At 74.3% G+C, this 14,833-nt stretch carries 15 protein-coding genes; 7 read left to right on the top strand and 8 right to left on the bottom strand.

The window, feature by feature from the left end; all coding sequences use genetic code 11:
* Window positions 1-377 precede the first annotated feature (377 nt).
* The gene (gene cimA / locus KZX45_RS15925; RefSeq protein ID WP_282453783.1) at window positions 378-2,030 is read left to right on the top strand and encodes a citramalate synthase; all 1,653 of its coding nucleotides are present in this window, start codon (window positions 378-380) and stop codon (window positions 2,028-2,030) included.
* Window positions 2,031-2,181: 151 nt separating this feature from the next.
* Window positions 2,182-3,231 (top strand): lipoate--protein ligase family protein, encoded by a 1,050-nt coding sequence (locus tag KZX45_RS15920; RefSeq protein WP_248258734.1) that lies wholly within the window; start codon window positions 2,182-2,184, stop codon window positions 3,229-3,231.
* Window positions 3,232-3,234: 3 nt separating this feature from the next.
* Here the strand turns inward: KZX45_RS15920 and KZX45_RS15915 are convergent, their stop codons facing one another.
* Window positions 3,235-4,038: a YggS family pyridoxal phosphate enzyme gene (locus tag KZX45_RS15915; protein ID WP_248258733.1), complete on the bottom strand. Its 804-nt coding sequence runs from the start codon at window positions 4,036-4,038 to the stop codon at window positions 3,235-3,237.
* Between the two features lie 32 nt (window positions 4,039-4,070).
* The gene (locus KZX45_RS15910) at window positions 4,071-4,919 is read right to left on the bottom strand and encodes an endonuclease/exonuclease/phosphatase family protein (protein ID WP_248258732.1); all 849 of its coding nucleotides are present in this window, start codon (window positions 4,917-4,919) and stop codon (window positions 4,071-4,073) included.
* 59 nt (window positions 4,920-4,978) lie between these two features.
* Here KZX45_RS15910 and KZX45_RS15905 point away from each other — a divergent pair, with 59 nt between their 5' ends.
* Entirely contained in the window at window positions 4,979-5,701 is a 723-nt protein-coding gene (locus KZX45_RS15905) for a hypothetical protein (RefSeq protein ID WP_248258731.1), read from the top strand.
* 25 nt (window positions 5,702-5,726) lie between these two features.
* On the opposite strand, the gene KZX45_RS15900 is transcribed toward KZX45_RS15905, so the two are convergent.
* Window positions 5,727-6,938, bottom strand: a complete 1,212-nt coding sequence (locus KZX45_RS15900) for a TIGR04053 family radical SAM/SPASM domain-containing protein (protein ID WP_248258730.1) — start codon at window positions 6,936-6,938, stop codon at window positions 5,727-5,729.
* Between the two features lie 121 nt (window positions 6,939-7,059).
* On the opposite strand from KZX45_RS15900, the gene KZX45_RS15895 reads away from it, so the two are divergent.
* The 4 genes from KZX45_RS15895 to KZX45_RS15880 all read left to right on the top strand — a co-directional run bounded on the left by KZX45_RS15895 (window position 7,060) and on the right by KZX45_RS15880 (window position 9,078).
* The gene (locus tag KZX45_RS15895; protein ID WP_248258729.1) at window positions 7,060-7,641 is read left to right on the top strand and encodes an HhH-GPD-type base excision DNA repair protein; all 582 of its coding nucleotides are present in this window, start codon (window positions 7,060-7,062) and stop codon (window positions 7,639-7,641) included.
* 83 nt (window positions 7,642-7,724) lie between these two features.
* The gene (locus KZX45_RS15890) at window positions 7,725-8,267 is read left to right on the top strand and encodes a universal stress protein (protein ID WP_248258728.1); all 543 of its coding nucleotides are present in this window, start codon (window positions 7,725-7,727) and stop codon (window positions 8,265-8,267) included.
* Window positions 8,258-8,716, top strand: coding sequence for a CrcB family protein (locus tag KZX45_RS15885; protein ID WP_248258727.1), 459 nt, complete (start codon window positions 8,258-8,260; stop codon window positions 8,714-8,716). Before KZX45_RS15890 ends, KZX45_RS15885 begins: the two co-directional genes overlap by 10 nt.
* Window positions 8,713-9,078 carry a CrcB family protein gene (locus tag KZX45_RS15880; protein ID WP_248258726.1) on the top strand — a complete coding sequence of 122 codons (366 nt, stop codon included), beginning with the start codon at window positions 8,713-8,715 and terminating at the stop codon, window positions 9,076-9,078. Before KZX45_RS15885 ends, KZX45_RS15880 begins: the two co-directional genes overlap by 4 nt.
* A gap of 64 nt (window positions 9,079-9,142) precedes the next feature.
* Here the strand turns inward: KZX45_RS15880 and KZX45_RS15875 are convergent, their stop codons facing one another.
* Genes KZX45_RS15875 through KZX45_RS15855 form a run of 5 tightly spaced genes read right to left on the bottom strand, consistent with a single transcriptional unit; the run spans window position 9,143 to window position 14,737 of the window.
* On the bottom strand, window positions 9,143-9,907 hold the full coding sequence (locus KZX45_RS15875) for an ABC transporter permease (RefSeq protein ID WP_248258725.1): 765 nt from the start codon (window positions 9,905-9,907) through the stop codon (window positions 9,143-9,145).
* Window positions 9,876-10,853, bottom strand: coding sequence for an ABC transporter ATP-binding protein (locus tag KZX45_RS15870; protein ID WP_248258724.1), 978 nt, complete (start codon window positions 10,851-10,853; stop codon window positions 9,876-9,878). The genes KZX45_RS15875 and KZX45_RS15870 overlap by 32 nt, the downstream gene beginning before the upstream one ends.
* Window positions 10,854-10,893: 40 nt before the next feature.
* The gene (locus KZX45_RS15865; protein ID WP_248258723.1) at window positions 10,894-11,592 is read right to left on the bottom strand and encodes a pentapeptide repeat-containing protein; all 699 of its coding nucleotides are present in this window, start codon (window positions 11,590-11,592) and stop codon (window positions 10,894-10,896) included.
* Window positions 11,589-12,083 (bottom strand): Cys-tRNA(Pro) deacylase, encoded by a 495-nt coding sequence (gene ybaK / locus KZX45_RS15860; protein ID WP_248258722.1) that lies wholly within the window; start codon window positions 12,081-12,083, stop codon window positions 11,589-11,591. The genes KZX45_RS15865 and ybaK overlap by 4 nt, the downstream gene beginning before the upstream one ends.
* Window positions 12,080-14,737 (bottom strand): RNA helicase, encoded by a 2,658-nt coding sequence (locus KZX45_RS15855; protein ID WP_248258721.1) that lies wholly within the window; start codon window positions 14,735-14,737, stop codon window positions 12,080-12,082. Before KZX45_RS15855 ends, ybaK begins: the two co-directional genes overlap by 4 nt.
* Window positions 14,738-14,833 lie beyond the last annotated feature (96 nt).

Genomic DNA, 14,833 nt, shown 5'->3' with positions numbered 1-14,833 from the left:
CCAGCCGACGGGCACGGAGGGCGTTCTCGCCGGGCCTGCGGCTCGTGGGCCGACTCGACCCGCAGGGACGGGCGGTCGGCGCGGACCGCATGGTGGTGGTCCGCATCCTGAGCGCATGGTCCGCGCTCCGGCCGGTGTGGCACACTGTGAGGCGTGACGCAGTCCCAGCTCATTATCGGCTAGCGCATCAGGCACACCCGCCCGATGCGCATACCTCCCGTACCCCGGGAGGTTTTTTGTTGCCGGGACCACCACCTCCGGCAGCGCCGGTCAGGAAGGTCCTGGACGGCAACCGGTACCGGCACCACCCACGTCGGGGAGCAGGGGCACGTCGGATCCACGGCCGTGCCCGCACGGCCTCTCGCGAGGAGCACCGTATGACCAGCACCACCGGGCCCACCGCCGTCACCGACCCGGGCGTCCCGCGGCGCCCAGGCGCGCCGGCGGCCAGCGTCCAGGTCTACGACACGACGCTGCGCGACGGCGCCCAGCAGGAGGGGATGAACCTCTCCGTGGCGGACAAGCTCGCCATCGCGGCCCTGCTCGACGAGCTGGGCGTGGGCTACATCGAGGGCGGCTGGCCGGGCGCGATCCCCAAGGACACCGAGTTCTTCGCCCGTGCGGCGAAGGAGCTCGACCTGCGCCACGCGCGCCTGGCGGCGTTCGGGTCCACCTGCAAACCCGGCGCCCAGCCGCACGAGGACGCGCAGGTCCAGGCGCTGGTCGAGTCCGAGGCGCCGGTGGTCACGCTCGTGGCCAAGTCGGACATCCGCCACGTCGAGCGCGCGCTGCGCACCGACGGCCAGGAGAACCTGCGGATGATCGCGGCGACGGTGCGCTACCTGGTGGGCCTGGGCCGCGAGGTGATCCTGGACGCCGAGCACTTCTTCGACGGCTACCGCTACGACAAGGCCTACGCCCTCAGCTGCGTGCGCACCGCGTTCGAGGCCGGCGCCGAGACGGTGGTGCTGTGCGACACCAACGGCGGCATGCTGCCGGACCAGGTGGCCGAGGTCGTCGGCGAGGTCCGCGCCGCCACGTCAGGCCGGCTCGGGATGCACGCCCACAACGACTCCGGCTGCGCCGTCGCCAACACCCTCGCGGCCGTCGCGGCCGGCGCCGGGCACCTCCAGGGGACGGTGAACGGCTACGGGGAGCGCACCGGGAACGCCGACCTGCTCACCTGCGTGGCCAACCTCGCGCTCAAGCGAGGCACCCAGGGGCTCGCGGGGGAGGGCCTGACCGAGGCCAGCCGCATCGCCCACGCAATCTCCGAGATCACCAACATCAGCCCCTACGGGCGCCAGCCCTACGTGGGTGCGTCGGCGTTCGCGCACAAGGCCGGCCTGCACGCCTCCGCCATCCGTGTCGACCCGGACCTCTACCAGCACATCGACCCGGTCGCCGTGGGCAACGACATGCGCATGCTCGTCTCGGAGATGGCCGGACGGGCCTCCATCGAGCTCAAGGGCCGCGAGCTCGGCTTCGACCTGACCGGCCAGTCCGAGCTGCTGACCCGCGTGACCACCCGCGTGAAGGACGCCGAGGCCGCCGGCTACACCTACGACGCCGCGGACGCCTCCTTCGAGCTGCTGCTGCGCGCAGAGATCGACGGCGGACGCGCCCCCCGCTTCTTCGACGTCGAGAGCTGGCGCACCTTCGTCGAGCACCGCCCCGGCGACGGGCAGATCGACTCCGAGGCCACGGTCAAGCTGCGCACCGGGCACGGCCGGATGATCAGCACCGGCGAGGGGAACGGCCCCGTCAACGCCCTCGACCACGCGCTCCGCGCCGCCCTGGTCGGCACCTACCCGGAGATCGAGGACTTCGAGCTCATCGACTACAAGGTGCGCATCCTCGACAGCCAGCAGGGCACCGACGCCATCATCCGGGTGCTCATCGAGACCTCCGACGGCGTGCAGAGCTGGTCCACCGTGGGCGTGGGGACCAACATCATCGAGGCCAGCTGGGAGGCACTGACCGAGTCGGTGGTGTGGGGCCTGCTCCACCACGGCGTCGAGCCGCGCTGAGGCGTAGGGCCCCGGCGGCCTTCGTCGGGGCCCGCCGCCGTCGTCGGGGGACCGCCCGCCGTCGTCGGGGGACCGCCGCGGCCGTCGTCGTCGGCGGAGGAGTGACGGACCCCATGCCGGTCCCGCGCCGGGCGGGATCTAGGGTGGATCCATGCACGGTGAGTACAAGGTTCCCGGCGGCAAGCTGGTCGCGGTCGACGTCGACGTCGAAGACGGGCGTCTCGCCCGGGCCCGGCTCTCCGGGGACTTCTTCCTCGAGCCGGACGACGCGCTGGAGGATCTCAACGCCGCGCTGACCGGCATGCCGGAGACCGCCACCGCCGCCCAGCTCGCACGGGCCATCGAGGATGCCGTCGACCACACCGTCAGCCTCGTGGGGTTCACCCCCGAGTCCGTCGGGATCGCGGTGCGCCGGGCGCTGGGCCACGCGACGAGCTGGCGGGACCACACCTTCGACGTCATCCACGGCGAGCCGGTGCACCCGGCGCTGAACGTCGCGCTCGACCAGGTGATCCCCGAGGAGGTGGCGGCGGGCCGGCGTGGGCCGACCATGCGCATCTGGGAGTGGAACGCCCCGCTCGTCGTCATCGGCTCCTTCCAGTCCGTGCGCAACGAGGTCGACACCGAGGCCCTCGAGCGCCACGGCATGACCGTGGTGCGCCGGATCTCCGGCGGCGGCGCCATGTTCATGGAGCCGGGCAACTGCATCACGTACTCGCTCGTCGTCCCCGAGTCGCTGGTCGAGGGACTGAGCTTCGAGCAGTCCTACGCCTTCCTCGACGACTGGGTGCTCGGCGCGCTCGCGGACGTGGGCGTCAGGGCGCGGTACGTGCCGCTGAACGACATCGCCTCGGAGCACGGCAAGATCGGCGGCGCGGCGCAGAAGCGCTTCGCCTCCGGCGTGGTGCTGCACCACGTGACGATGAGCTACGACATCGACGCGGACAAGATGCTCGACGTCCTGCGCATCGGCCGCGAGAAGCTCTCCGACAAGGGCATCCGCAGCGCCAACAAGCGCGTGGACCCGATGCGCTCGCAGACGGGCATGGCCCGGGCGGACATCGTCGCCGCGTTCATCGCGCACTTCCGCGACCGGTACGACACGCGGCTGTCGGACTACCGGCCCGAGGAGCTCGCCCGCGCGGAGGAGCTGATGGCGACGAAGTTCCTCTCCGAGGAGTGGACCTACCGGGTGCCGTGACCCTCAGGCCGGCGGGCGGGCCCCGAACACGGCCGTGCCCACACGCACCATCGTCGCCCCGGCGGCGACGGCGAGCTCGAGGTCGCCGCTCATCCCCATGCTGAGCTCGCGGGCCGTGCCGGTGCCGGGCGCGCCCGTGGCCAGCACGCGGTCGCGCACCGCGGCCAGCGCCTCGTACGAGGCGCGGACGACGTCGCCGTCTGGGGAGTTGGCGCCGATCGTCATGAACCCGCGCAGCCGCAGGTGCGGCAGCGCGGCGACGGCGGTGGCGAGCTCCGTGGCCCGGGCCGGCTCCACGCCCGCCTTCGTGGTCTCGCCGGAGGTGTTCACCTGCACCATGACGTCGAGCGGGGCCGTGCCGCCCGGGGCGCGCGGCCCCTCGGGCGCGGCTGCGCCGTAGTGATCTGGCCCGCCGGGTGCGGCTGCGCCGTCGCCCCCGGCCGCCCGGCGGCGCGCGACGGCGGCGTCGAGTCGCTCGGCCAGACGCAGCGTGTCGACGGTCTGGACGCACGTGGCCCAGCGGAGCACCTGCCCCACCTTGTTGGACTGCAGGTGCCCGATGAAGTGCATCTCGTGCGCGGGGACGCCGGCCTCGGCGAGGGCGGGCCCGGTGGCGAGCAGCTCCTGCGCCCGGTTGTGGCCGAGCAGGTCGGCGCCGGCGTCCAGGGCAGCCCGGATCGCCGCCACCGGCTGCGTCTTCACCGCGAGCAGCAGGCGGACCTCCGCCGGCTCCCGCCCGACGACGCGGGCGGCGTCGGCGATCCGGCGCCGCACGGCGGCGAGGTTCTCGGCGATCTGCTGGTCCACGGGGTCCGACCCTACCCAGGTGCGGCCCGTGCCTACGCCGACCGCGCGGCCCCGGCCTCCACCCGGGCGGGCGTGCGGGTGCCGGACCGCGGTCTGCCGTCGGACGGCGTCTCCGTCCGGCCGAGCTCGATGCCGACCGTGAGGGCGCGGTGGTCGGACATGCCCAGGTTGTGGGAGCGGCCGGGCTCGGTGGTGCGGACGTCGCCGTCGACCAGGATGTGGTCGAGCTGCTCGGCGGGCTCGGTGAGCGGGAAGGTGGCGGCGGTGACCAGCGGCCGCAGGCCGCTGTGCCGGGAGGGCTCCCCGCCGGCGAGGTTCAGGTCGCCCATCAGGACGAAGGGGCGTGTCATGTCCCGGGTCGCCTTGACGATGTGGCGCAGCTGGGCGACGTTCCAGTCGGGCACGAACGTCAGGTGGGTGCCGACCACGGCGACGGGCCCCCGCTCGGTCACCACCAGCGCGGCCAGGGCGGTGCGCGCCTCGTCCTTGACCAGCACGGGGCGCGTGCGGCCCGGGAACGTCACCGGGACCCGCTGGTGGGGGCTCGGCAGCGCGAGGACCTTCCACTTCGCCACGGGGAACCGGCTGAGCAGGGCGATGCCGTAGGCGGACGACTCCGGCTGCTCCTCGCCGGTGGCGGCCGTCCAGAGCTCCGGCAGGCCGTGCATGGTGGCGACGAACCGGTGGTCGACGGCGCCCATCGCCTCGGCCGCGACCGAGGTGAGGTCCGCGCCGTGCGAGCGAGGCTGGTCCCGGTCCACCTCCTGGAGGGCGAGCACGTCGGCGTCGAGGGTCCGCACGGCGTCGGCGAAGCGGTCCAGGTCGACGCGGTCGTCCGTGAGCGACCGGCCGTGGAGGATGTTGAAGGTCGCGATACGCATCGGGGCCGATTCTGCCGGTCCTGATGCGAGGGCGCGCGCCGTCGTGTAAACCCGAACGCATGGACGACAGCGACCGCCAGGATCTCCACGAGGGCATGCGCATCGTCGGCGCCGCCCTCTCCGGTGCGGGCATCCCGTTCGCGCTCGCGGGCGGGTTCGCCGCGTGGGTGCACGGCGCGCCGCAGTCCGAGCACGACGCCGACTTCGTCATCCGCGAGCAGGACCGCTCGAGCGCCTGGGAGGCGCTGTCGGAGACGGAGCTGCGCGTCGTGGACCCGGTGGAGAACTGGCTCTTCAAGGCCTACAAGGGCGAGGCCCTGGTCGACATCATCTTCCGGCTGGACGGCGAGCCTGTCCCGGACGCGATCTTCGAGCGCGCCGATTCCTTCGACGTCTTCGGCGTGCCCATGCCGGTGATGCAGGCCACCGACATCCTCTCGGAGAAGATGCGGGTGCTCACCGAGCAGCGGTGCAACTTCTCCGACCTGCTCCCCGTGGCCCGCGCGCTCCGAGAGCAGGTCGACTGGGCGGAGGTGGCAACGCGGATCGAGGGCAACCCGTACGCGGAGGCGTTCCTCTTCCTGCTCGACCAGCTGGAGGTCGTCGAGCACCCGGCGCGCACCGGCGTGCTCGGCCGGGGGAGGGCCGACGGCGGGCGGCGGACGCGGGAGGACGACGGCGGGCCGGGGCTGGCCCGCCGCGGCGACGACGTGGGGCAGCTCCGGCCGCACGGCGCCGGAGCCGGGTCCGGCGAGGAGACGGCCGAGTCGCGCATCGCGTGACCGGCCCGGGTGCCCGCGCCGCGTCTCACCGCGCGGGGAGGGCGCCGACCTCCTCCGGGTAGGGGAAGGTGCCGGGCACGTAGGCGCACCACGGCTCCTCCGCGAACATGTCCCCGGTGACGCCGTACGCGCGGGAGCGGGAGCCGCCGCAGATGCGGCGGTACTCGCAGGCGCCGCACTTCCCGGTGAGCCGGTCCGGGTCGCGCAGCGCGGTGAAGAGCGGGGACGAGCGGTAGATCTCGGTGAGCGGCGTGACGCGCACGTTGCCCGCCGCCACCGGCAGGAACCCGCTCGGGTGGACCGTGCCGAGGTGGGAGACGAACACGAAGCCGTTGGCGGAGGAGACGTTGATCGGTGCGCGCCGCTCCCGGTCGCCGGCGTCGAGCAGGCCGAGACGTGATCCCCGCACGCGCAACCAGCGGTAGAGCGGGCCGAGGTGCATGACCTCCTCGTGGTCGACGCCGCGCCGCTCGAGGGCCGCCCGCTGGAGCGCCACCCGGCGGAAGTGGTGCCCCTCGGTGGTCTTGACCGGTACGGCGTGGCCGATGTCGTAGAAGAAGTTCAGGACGTCCTCGACCTCCTGCGCGGTGAGCGACCCGAGATCGGCGCCGCGCCCGGTCGGCACGAGGAGGAAGCCGCTCCACGTCATCGCGCCCTCCCGGCGCACCAGGGCGGCGATGTCGGCGAGCTGGTGCACGTCGTGCCGGGCGACGGTCGTGTTGACCTGGACCTTCATGCCCAGCTCGCGGGCGGCGCGCCAGCCCGCGACGGTCCGGTCGAAGGTGTGCGGCACCCGGCGGAAGCCGTCGTGCGTCGTGGCGTCGGCGCCGTCCAGCGAGAGCGAGAGGACGTTGACCCCGGCCTCGTGGAGGCCGGCGAGCGCGTCCCGCGTGAGCCTGGCCGTCCCCGACGGCGAGACGGCGACGGCGAGCCCGAGCGCGCGTCCTCGCCGCACGATCTCCTCGAGGTCCTCCCGCTCGAAGCAGTCGCCGCCGGTGACGACGAAGATCGGGTAGGGCCGCCCGAACGCGACCACCTGCTCCATCAGCGCGGTCGCCTCGTCGGTGCTCAGCTCGCGCGCATGGCGACCGGGGGCTGCCTCGGCGCGGCAGTGGCGGCACGCCAGGGCGCACGCCCGGGTGGCCTCCCAGATGACGATCAACGGACGCTGGGCCGGGTCGTGCCGCTGCGTCCGCACGGTGGCGGCCGGGCGGGCACGGAGGGTGGGGGCGCTCACGGTCAGACCCTCACCCCCGGCCCCGGCGCGGGCAGGGGACCTTGGTCCCGGCCGCACGGAAGAGCCGCGGGGTTGCCCCGCCGCCGCACCGCGGGGCGGTGCCGCCTGGCAGACTGCGGGCATGAGCCACGACCTGCACATCACCGGCGACGACGCCGCGGACGCGCTCCTCTCGCGGGACCCGTTCGCCCTCCTGGTCGGGATGCTGCTCGACCAGCAGGTGGCGATGGAGACCGCCTTCGCCGGCCCCGGCAAGCTGGCCGACCGACTCGGCGGGCTCGACGTGCGCCGCCTCGCCACGATGAACCCGGACGAGCTGACCGAGGTGTGCCGGCAACCTCCGGCCGTGCACCGCTACCCGGGGTCGATGGCCGGGCGCATCCAGGCGCTCAGCGCGGCCCTCGTCGAGGAGTACGACGGCGACGCCGCCGCCATCTGGACCCGCGGCGACCCGGACGGCAGCGAGGTGCTCCGCCGGCTCAAGGCCCTGCCGGGCTTCGGCGAGCAGAAGGCGAAGATCTTCCTCGCGCTCCTGGGCAAGCAGTACGGCCTCGCTGCGCCGGGCTGGCGGGAGGCCGCCGGCGCGTACGGCGAGGAGGGGTCGTTCCGCTCCGTCGCCGACATCGTCGACGCCGACTCCCTCGCTCGCGTGCGCGAGAACAAGAAGGCCGCGAAGGCGGCCGCCAGGGCAGCGAAGCAGTAGCGCGTGGACGCTCGACGGGTCGGGGTCGTTCGACAGGCCAAGAACGCTCGGCCGGAGGAGGACGCCCGCGGGAGGAGGTCTCGATGAGGCAGGTGCCGCAGCCCGCCGTGTCGCGCATGGTGGACATGGCCGGGCACCCGGCGGTCGTCGGCGTCGTCCCCGGGCAGCCGGATCTCGTGGCCCTGACGGCGGCGTCCTGGGCACGCGCGGTCGGCGCCCCGGCGCTCTACCTCGCCTACGTCGACACCTCGCGCTACGTCGTCGAGGAGCTCGACGACGGCAGCGTGCGCCACGCGCCGATCGACCCGGACACCGCCGACGACCGGTGGCGCGAGATCCACGCCGAGCTGCGGGAGCAGCTCACCGCGGCCCTCGCCGACGCGGAGGTGCCGTGGCACCTCGTCTACCTCGCCGGCCGCCCCGACCGGGCGCTCACCCACCTCGCCCGCGCGGTGGACGCGGCCGTGATCGTCGTCGGCACGCGCGCGCCTGGCAGCACCGCCCGGATGCGCGAGTTCCTGGAGGGCTCGGTCGCGGTGCACCTGGCCCACCACCAGCACCGGCCCGTGCTGACCGTCCCGCTCAGCGTGGTGGACTGGAAGGACCTCGGGGCGCCGTGGCGGTGAGCCGTCCGGCGGCGCGCCGCCGCCGCTCCTCCCTGCCCCGGCTCGCCGTGCTGGTGGCCCTCGGGGGGACGGCCGGCACCGCCGCCCGCGCGCACCTGGAGGCTGCGCTGCCCGCGCAGGCCGGGGCGTGGCCCTGGACGACGTTCCTCATCAACGTCGCCGGGTCGTTTCTCCTCGGGGTGCTCCTCGAGTCGCTGCTGCGCGGCGGGGAGGACACAAGCTGGCGCCGCGCCGTCCGCGTGGGGTGCGGCACCGGGCTCGTCGGCGGGTTCACGACCTACAGCACCTTCATCCTCGAGGTCGAGCGGCTCCTGCAGGGCGGTCACGCGACGGTCGGGGTGCTGTACGCCCTGGTCAGCGTCGTCGCCGGGCTCGCCGCCGCCGGGATCGGCGTCGCGATCGCCGAGGCACGGTCCCGGTCCCACGAGCCGCGCCGGGCGGGTGCATGATCGCCCTGCTGACCGCCCTGGCCGGCGGGCTCGGTGCCGCGGCCCGGTTCGTGCTCGACACCCTCGTCGCCCGCCACAACCGGCTCTCCGTCCCGCTCGGCACGGTCCTGGTCAACGTCACCTCGTGCTTCCTGCTGGGGCTGCTCACGGGCCTCGTCCTGAGCCGCCCCGGGCTCGGCGACGTCGGGACGGTCCTGGGCGTCGGCTTCCTCGGCGGGTACTCCACGTTCAGCACGGCGAGCGTCGAGGGCGTGCGCCTGCTGCGCCAGCGGCGGCTCGTCCAGGCCGCGGCGCACACCGGGGGCATGCTCGTGCTCGGCCTCGCCGCGTCGCTCCTCGGCGTCGCCCTGGGCGTCCGCTGACGCGTCCGGCCCTGGGCGTCCGCTGACGCGTCCGGCCCTGGGCGTCCGCGGTCGTCGGTGCGGCTCAGAGCTCCGTGCGGCGCAGGCACCAGGCGGCGACCGCCAGCGAGGCGATCAGGGACAGCACGACGCTGATCACCGGGCCCGGTGCGGCCAGGACCCCGTCGGTCAGTACCGGGCCGGTGAGCCGCGCGACGCTCCAGGGCAGGACGCCGAAGGCGCCGGGCACCGTCGCCACCAGCAGGTCGGTGCCGACGATGCCCGCGAGCGGGACGGCGACCACGACGGCCCGCGACCAGGTGAGGGCGCTCAGGGCGAGGACCAGGGCGACGTGGAAGAGCACCAGAAGAGCCACCATGGCGACGGCGCCGGCCCATCGCTCGACCGGCCACACCGCGCCGCGGGCGAGCGTGAGCTGGACGAGGACACCGACCCACGGCAGCAGCACGAGCGAGACGAGCAGCCCCCCGGCCTGTCCGACGAACTTCGCGGCGAGCAACGCCTCCCGCGTCACGGGCTTGGACATTGTCCACTCCAGCACCCCGGCGCGCCGCTCGTCGATGAGCACACCCTGGCACAGGACGACCGCACCGACCGAGGCGAGCATGCCCGCCATGCCGGCGAACTGGACGGCGCTCTCCTCGACGCTCGCCTCCACCGTGCCGGTCAGCGACTCCAGGCGCGGGACGATCCACAGCACCAGGGCGAGCAGGGCGTTCGTCAGCACCGTCCAGAGGATCGCCTGGGTCCACCACCGTCGGGTGGACCACCAGGACCCTGCCTCGCGCCGCGCCTGGTTACCGAGTCCCGGCAGCACCGACGTGCTCATGCCGACCACTCCCCACCACGTCCAGGAACACGTCCTCGAGCTCGGACCGGCGCCGGCCGAACCCCACCACGTCCACCGCGTCCAGCCGGAGGACGAGCCGCAGGAGGTGCCGCCGCGCGGCGGCGTCGTCGGAAACCCGTACCGTCACGACGGAGCGGTCGCCGTCGGGGCGGTGCTCGACGGCCGCCACCCACGGCTGCGCGCCGAGCACGGCAGCCGCGAGACCCACCGGGCCGGTGAGCTCCAGGACGTACTCGATGCCGTCGTCGCCGGCGAGCAGCTCCTCCATCGGGGACTGCAGCACGCGCCGCCCGTCCTTGAGTATCGCGACCTCGTCGCTGACCCGCTGGACGTCGTCGAGGATGTGGGTGGAGTAGAAGACGGTCGCCGACTCCCTCAGCCGGCGCATGATGTCCAGGACGTCGCGGCGCCCCAGAGGGTCCAGGGCGGCGGCGGGCTCGTCCAGGATGAGCAGCTCGGGACGGTGGATCTGGGCCTGCGCGATGCCCAGGCGCTGCCGCTGGCCACCCGAGAGCTCTCCAGAGCGGCTGTCCGCCTTGGCGGTGAGGCCGACCAGGTCCAGGCTGTCGGTGATCTCGTCCTCGACCCGGGAGTCCGGGTCGCGGGGGTAGAACCCCCGGGCGTAGCGCAGGACCTCGCGCGCGGTCAGCTCGTCGTGGAACCGCGGCTGCTGCGGGAGGTACCCCACCCGCCGGCGGACCTCCAGGCTCTCCCGGACGACGTCGAGCCCCATGACCCGGGCGGTGCCCTCGCTGGGGGTCGCCAGCCCCATCAGCAGGCGCATCAGGGTCGTCTTGCCCGCACCGTTGGGCCCGAGGAAGCCGAACAGCGAACGTTGTGGCACCTCCAGCTCGAGGCCGTCGAGCGCGACGACCGAGCCGTAGCGCTTGGCCAGCCCCCGGCAGGAGATGGCGAGCTCACCCACACACCCAGCATCACCACGCAGGCCGGCGGAACCAAGAGACCTAGGGCCTGCCCCAGGGCCCGCTCTCGGAGATCCGCACCCCGGCCGCCCGGGCCAGCGCCGGCAGGAGCTCGTACGCGTCGGCCTCGCTCACGCTCGCGCCGCGCAGGCCCTCCACACCGGCGATCCCGCGGAGCCGGCAGTCCGTGAGGTGCACCCGCTCGCAGCGCACCCGCGACAGCTGCGCGCCGGTGAGGTCGCAGTCCTCGAGCAGCACGTCCGTCAGGGCGGCGCCGGTCAGGTCCGCCTCGGTGAGGTCGCAGCCACGGAGCACCACGTGCTGCAGCGTGGCCTCGCGCCAGCTCGTCAACGAGGCCCGGACGCCGTCGAGGCGCACCGCCCGCAGCCGCGCCCGCGGCAGCTGGGCGCCGGTCAGGCGCACCTCGGCGAGCCGGCACCGCACCATCGAGAGCCCCTCGGCGTGCAGGTTCGCCAGGTCGGCGCCGTCGAGGCGGCAGTCCACGAGGGCCGTGTGGCGCCAGGTGCCGCCGACGGCGCGGAGCCGGTCGAGCGCCGAACCCTCGAGCTGGATCTCGTCGAGCTCGGCGCCCGCCAGGTCCGCCCCGGCCAGGTCCACGCCGGCGAGGGTGTCGCCCGCCAGGCCGCCGGCGAAGGGCACCAGATGCCTGGCGACGTCGGGCTCGGGCACCCGCGGGCCAGGCGCCCCGGCCGGGCGGCGCGTGCCGCCGTCGCCGCTCACGCCCGCCCCACCGGGGCGACCACGGCACCGGTGAGCGCGACGAGGTCAGCGGGGGCCAGCGCGACGTCGAGCCCGCGGCGCCCGGCGCTGACCAGCACGCTGGGGTGGTCGAGCGCCGCGGCGTCGACGACGGTCCGCAGCCGCGTGCGCTGGCCCAGCGGCGAGATCCCGCCCACCACGTAGCCGGTGGCCCGTTCCGCCGCGGCCGGGTCGGCGAGGTCGGCGCGCCGGCCACCGACCGCCGTCGCCAGGGCCTTGAGGTCGAGCCGCCCCGCCACCGGGACGACGGCGACCGTGAGGGTCCCGTCGACGACGGCGACGAGCGTCTTCAGCACGCGCGCCGGGTCGACCCCCAGCGCCTCGGCGGCCTCCCGGCCGTACTCCCCGGCGCGCGGGTCGTGCTCGTAGGCCAGCACCTCGTGGGCCACGCCCGACTCGGCGAGCACCCGCAGCGCCGGGGTGCCCGCGGGGCGCTTCTTCCGCGCGGTCACCGCGGGCCGACCGTGAGCACCCTCACCACCGCGCGGTCCGCGGCGTCGGAGGCGTCGAGGTCGACGAGCGCGGTCAGGCCCCAGTCGTGGTCGCCGGCCGGGTCGTCGAACGTCTGGCGCACCAGCCAGGCGCGCGCCGGCAGCACCACGTCGGCGCCGGCGGTCCGGCCGGCGAGGTCGGGCAGGTCGGCGTCGGTGGGGTTCTCGACCACGTGGACGAGGCTGGCGGCGCGGGCCTCCGGCCCGGTGCCGAGCCAGTCGTACTCGGCCCAGTACGGCGCCATGGCCGCCTCCCAGCGGGCGGCGTCCCAGCCGGCCTCGCCGTCCAGCCCGCCGAGCGCGTCGTACGCCTCGCGGGCCAGGAGGTCGACCCGGCGGAAGAGGACGTTGCGCACCGCCACCCGGAAGGCGTGCCGGTTGCGGGTGACGGGCAGCTCGCCGTCGGGCCCCTCGCCGAAGCGGCGCTCGCCCGGCGGCTCCTCGTCGGGGATGACCATGGCGCCTACGGCCGCGGCTGCCCCCGCGGCCAGCGCCTCCCACTCGTCCAGCAGCGAGGAGTCCACGGAGCGCACCAGGTCGCCCAGCCAGTCGATGATCGCGACGACCTCCTCGGTCCGCGCGGATGCCGGCACCACCTGCCGCATCGCCCGGTAGGTGTCCGTGAGGTAGCGCAGCACCACCCCCTCGGACCGGGCCAGCTGGTAGCGCGAGACCAGCTCGGAGAACGTCATGGCCTGCTCGACCATCTCGCGCACCACCGACTTGGGCCTGAGCTCGTAGTCGGCGACCCACGGGTTGGTCTGCCGGTAGGTGGCCAGCGCAGCCTCGAGCACGTCGGCCAGCGGGCGCGGCCAGCTGACGTCCTCGAGCAGCGCCAGGCGCTCGTCGTACTCGATGCCCTCGGCCTTCATGGCGCCGACCGCCTCCCCGCGCAGGGCGCGCTGCTGGGCGTAGAGCACCGGGCGCGGGTCCTCCTGCGTGGCCTCGATGACGGAGACGACGTCGAGCGCGAAGTCCGGGTGCTCCGCGTCGAGCAGGTCGATCGCGGCCAGGGCGAAGGGGGAGAGCGGGGCGTTGAGCGCGAAGTCGCGCGGCAGGTCGACCGTGAGCCGCACGTACGGCTCGCCGGGGTGGGCGCGTCGCCACGCGGCGTCGGCGTGCTCGACCACGCCGCCGGCGCGCAGCGAGCGGTAGATCTCGATCGCCCGGCGCAGGTGCGGGTTGCGGTCCCGCTCCGGCTCGTGGTTGTCGGTGACCAGCCGGTACATGGCCGTGACCGGGTCGCCCTCGCGCGCGAGCACGGAGAGCACCATCGTGTGCGAGACGTGGAACTGGCTGGTCAGCGGCTCCGGGGCGGCGTCCCGCAGCCGCTCGAAGGTCTTGTCGGTCCAGTTGACGGCGCCGGCCGGGGCCTTCTTCCGCACGATCTTGCGACGCTTGCGCTCGTCGTCGCCCGCCTTCGCCAGGGCCTTGGCGTTCTCGATGACGTGCTCGGGCGCCTGGACGATCACCTCGCCGGTGGTGTCGAACCCGGCACGCCCGGCGCGCCCCGCGATCTGGTGGAACTCCCGCGCGCTGAGGTGACGCATCCGCTCGCCGTCGAACTTCGTCAGCGAGGTGATCACGACGGTGCGGATCGGGACGTTGATCCCCACGCCGAGGGTGTCGGTGCCGCAGATCACCCCGAGCAGGCCGCCCTGGGTGAGGCGCTCGACCAGGCGCCGGTAGCGGGGCAGCATGCCGGCGTGGTGCACGCCGATCCCGTGCCGCAGCAGCCGCGAGAGGATCTGGCCGAAGCCGGGGCCGAACCGGAAGTCGCCCAGGGCGTCGGCGATGCGGTCGCGCTGCTCGCGGGTGGCCACCTGCACCGAGGTGAGGGACTGGGCCCGCTCCACGGCGTCCTTCTGCGCGAAGTGCACCACGTAGACGGGGGAGCGGTGGGTGGAGACGAGCTCGAGGAGCAGGTCCTGGATCGGCTCGACGGAGTAGGTGAACGTCAGAGGGACGGGCCGCTCGGCGTCGTCGACCACCGCGACGTCGCGGCCGGTGCGGCGGTTCAGGTCCTCGACGAAGAACGAGACGTCGCCGAGGGTGGCGCTCATCAGCAGGAACTGGGCTCGGGGCAGCTCCAGCAGGGGGACCTGCCAGGCCCAGCCGCGCTGGGGGTCGGCGTAGAAGTGGAACTCGTCCATGCACACGACGGCGTCGGCGTCCGCGCCCGCGCCGCCGTTGCGCAGCGCCTGGTTGGCGAGGATCTCGGCGGTGCAGCAGATGATGGGAGCGTCGGGGTTGATCGCGGAGTCGCCGGTGACCATGCCGACGTTCGCGGAGCCGAACAGGTCGACGAGGTCGAAGAACTTCTCGGAGACCAGTGCCTTGAGCGGCGCGGTGTAGTAGCCGGTCCGGCCGGTCGCCAGCGCGGTGAACAGGGCGCCGACGGCGACGAGCGACTTCCCCGAACCGGTCGGGGTGGCGAGGATAACGTGCGAGCCGGAGACCAGCTCCATCACCGCCTCCTCCTGGTGGGGGTAGAGCGTGATGCCGGTGGCGGCGGCCCACCTCTCGTAGGCGGCGTAGATGGCGTCGGGGTCGCTGGTGGCGCCGGCGTCCTCGAGGTCGTCGAGGGCGAGGTTGAGGGTCGCGGCGGGCAGCATCCCCCGATCCTCTCACTGCCGCACCGCCCGACGGGCGGCCCACCGGTTCACCGGTGACGCGGCGCGTGTGAGGATGCTGCGCGGCGGTCACGCACC

The organism is Georgenia sp. EYE_87, from assembly GCF_023148685.1.
In the GTDB taxonomy this organism is placed as follows: domain Bacteria; phylum Actinomycetota; class Actinomycetes; order Actinomycetales; family Actinomycetaceae; genus Georgenia.
Note: the sequence above shows the minus strand (reverse complement) of the source record. Positions and strands in the feature narration are given on the sequence as shown.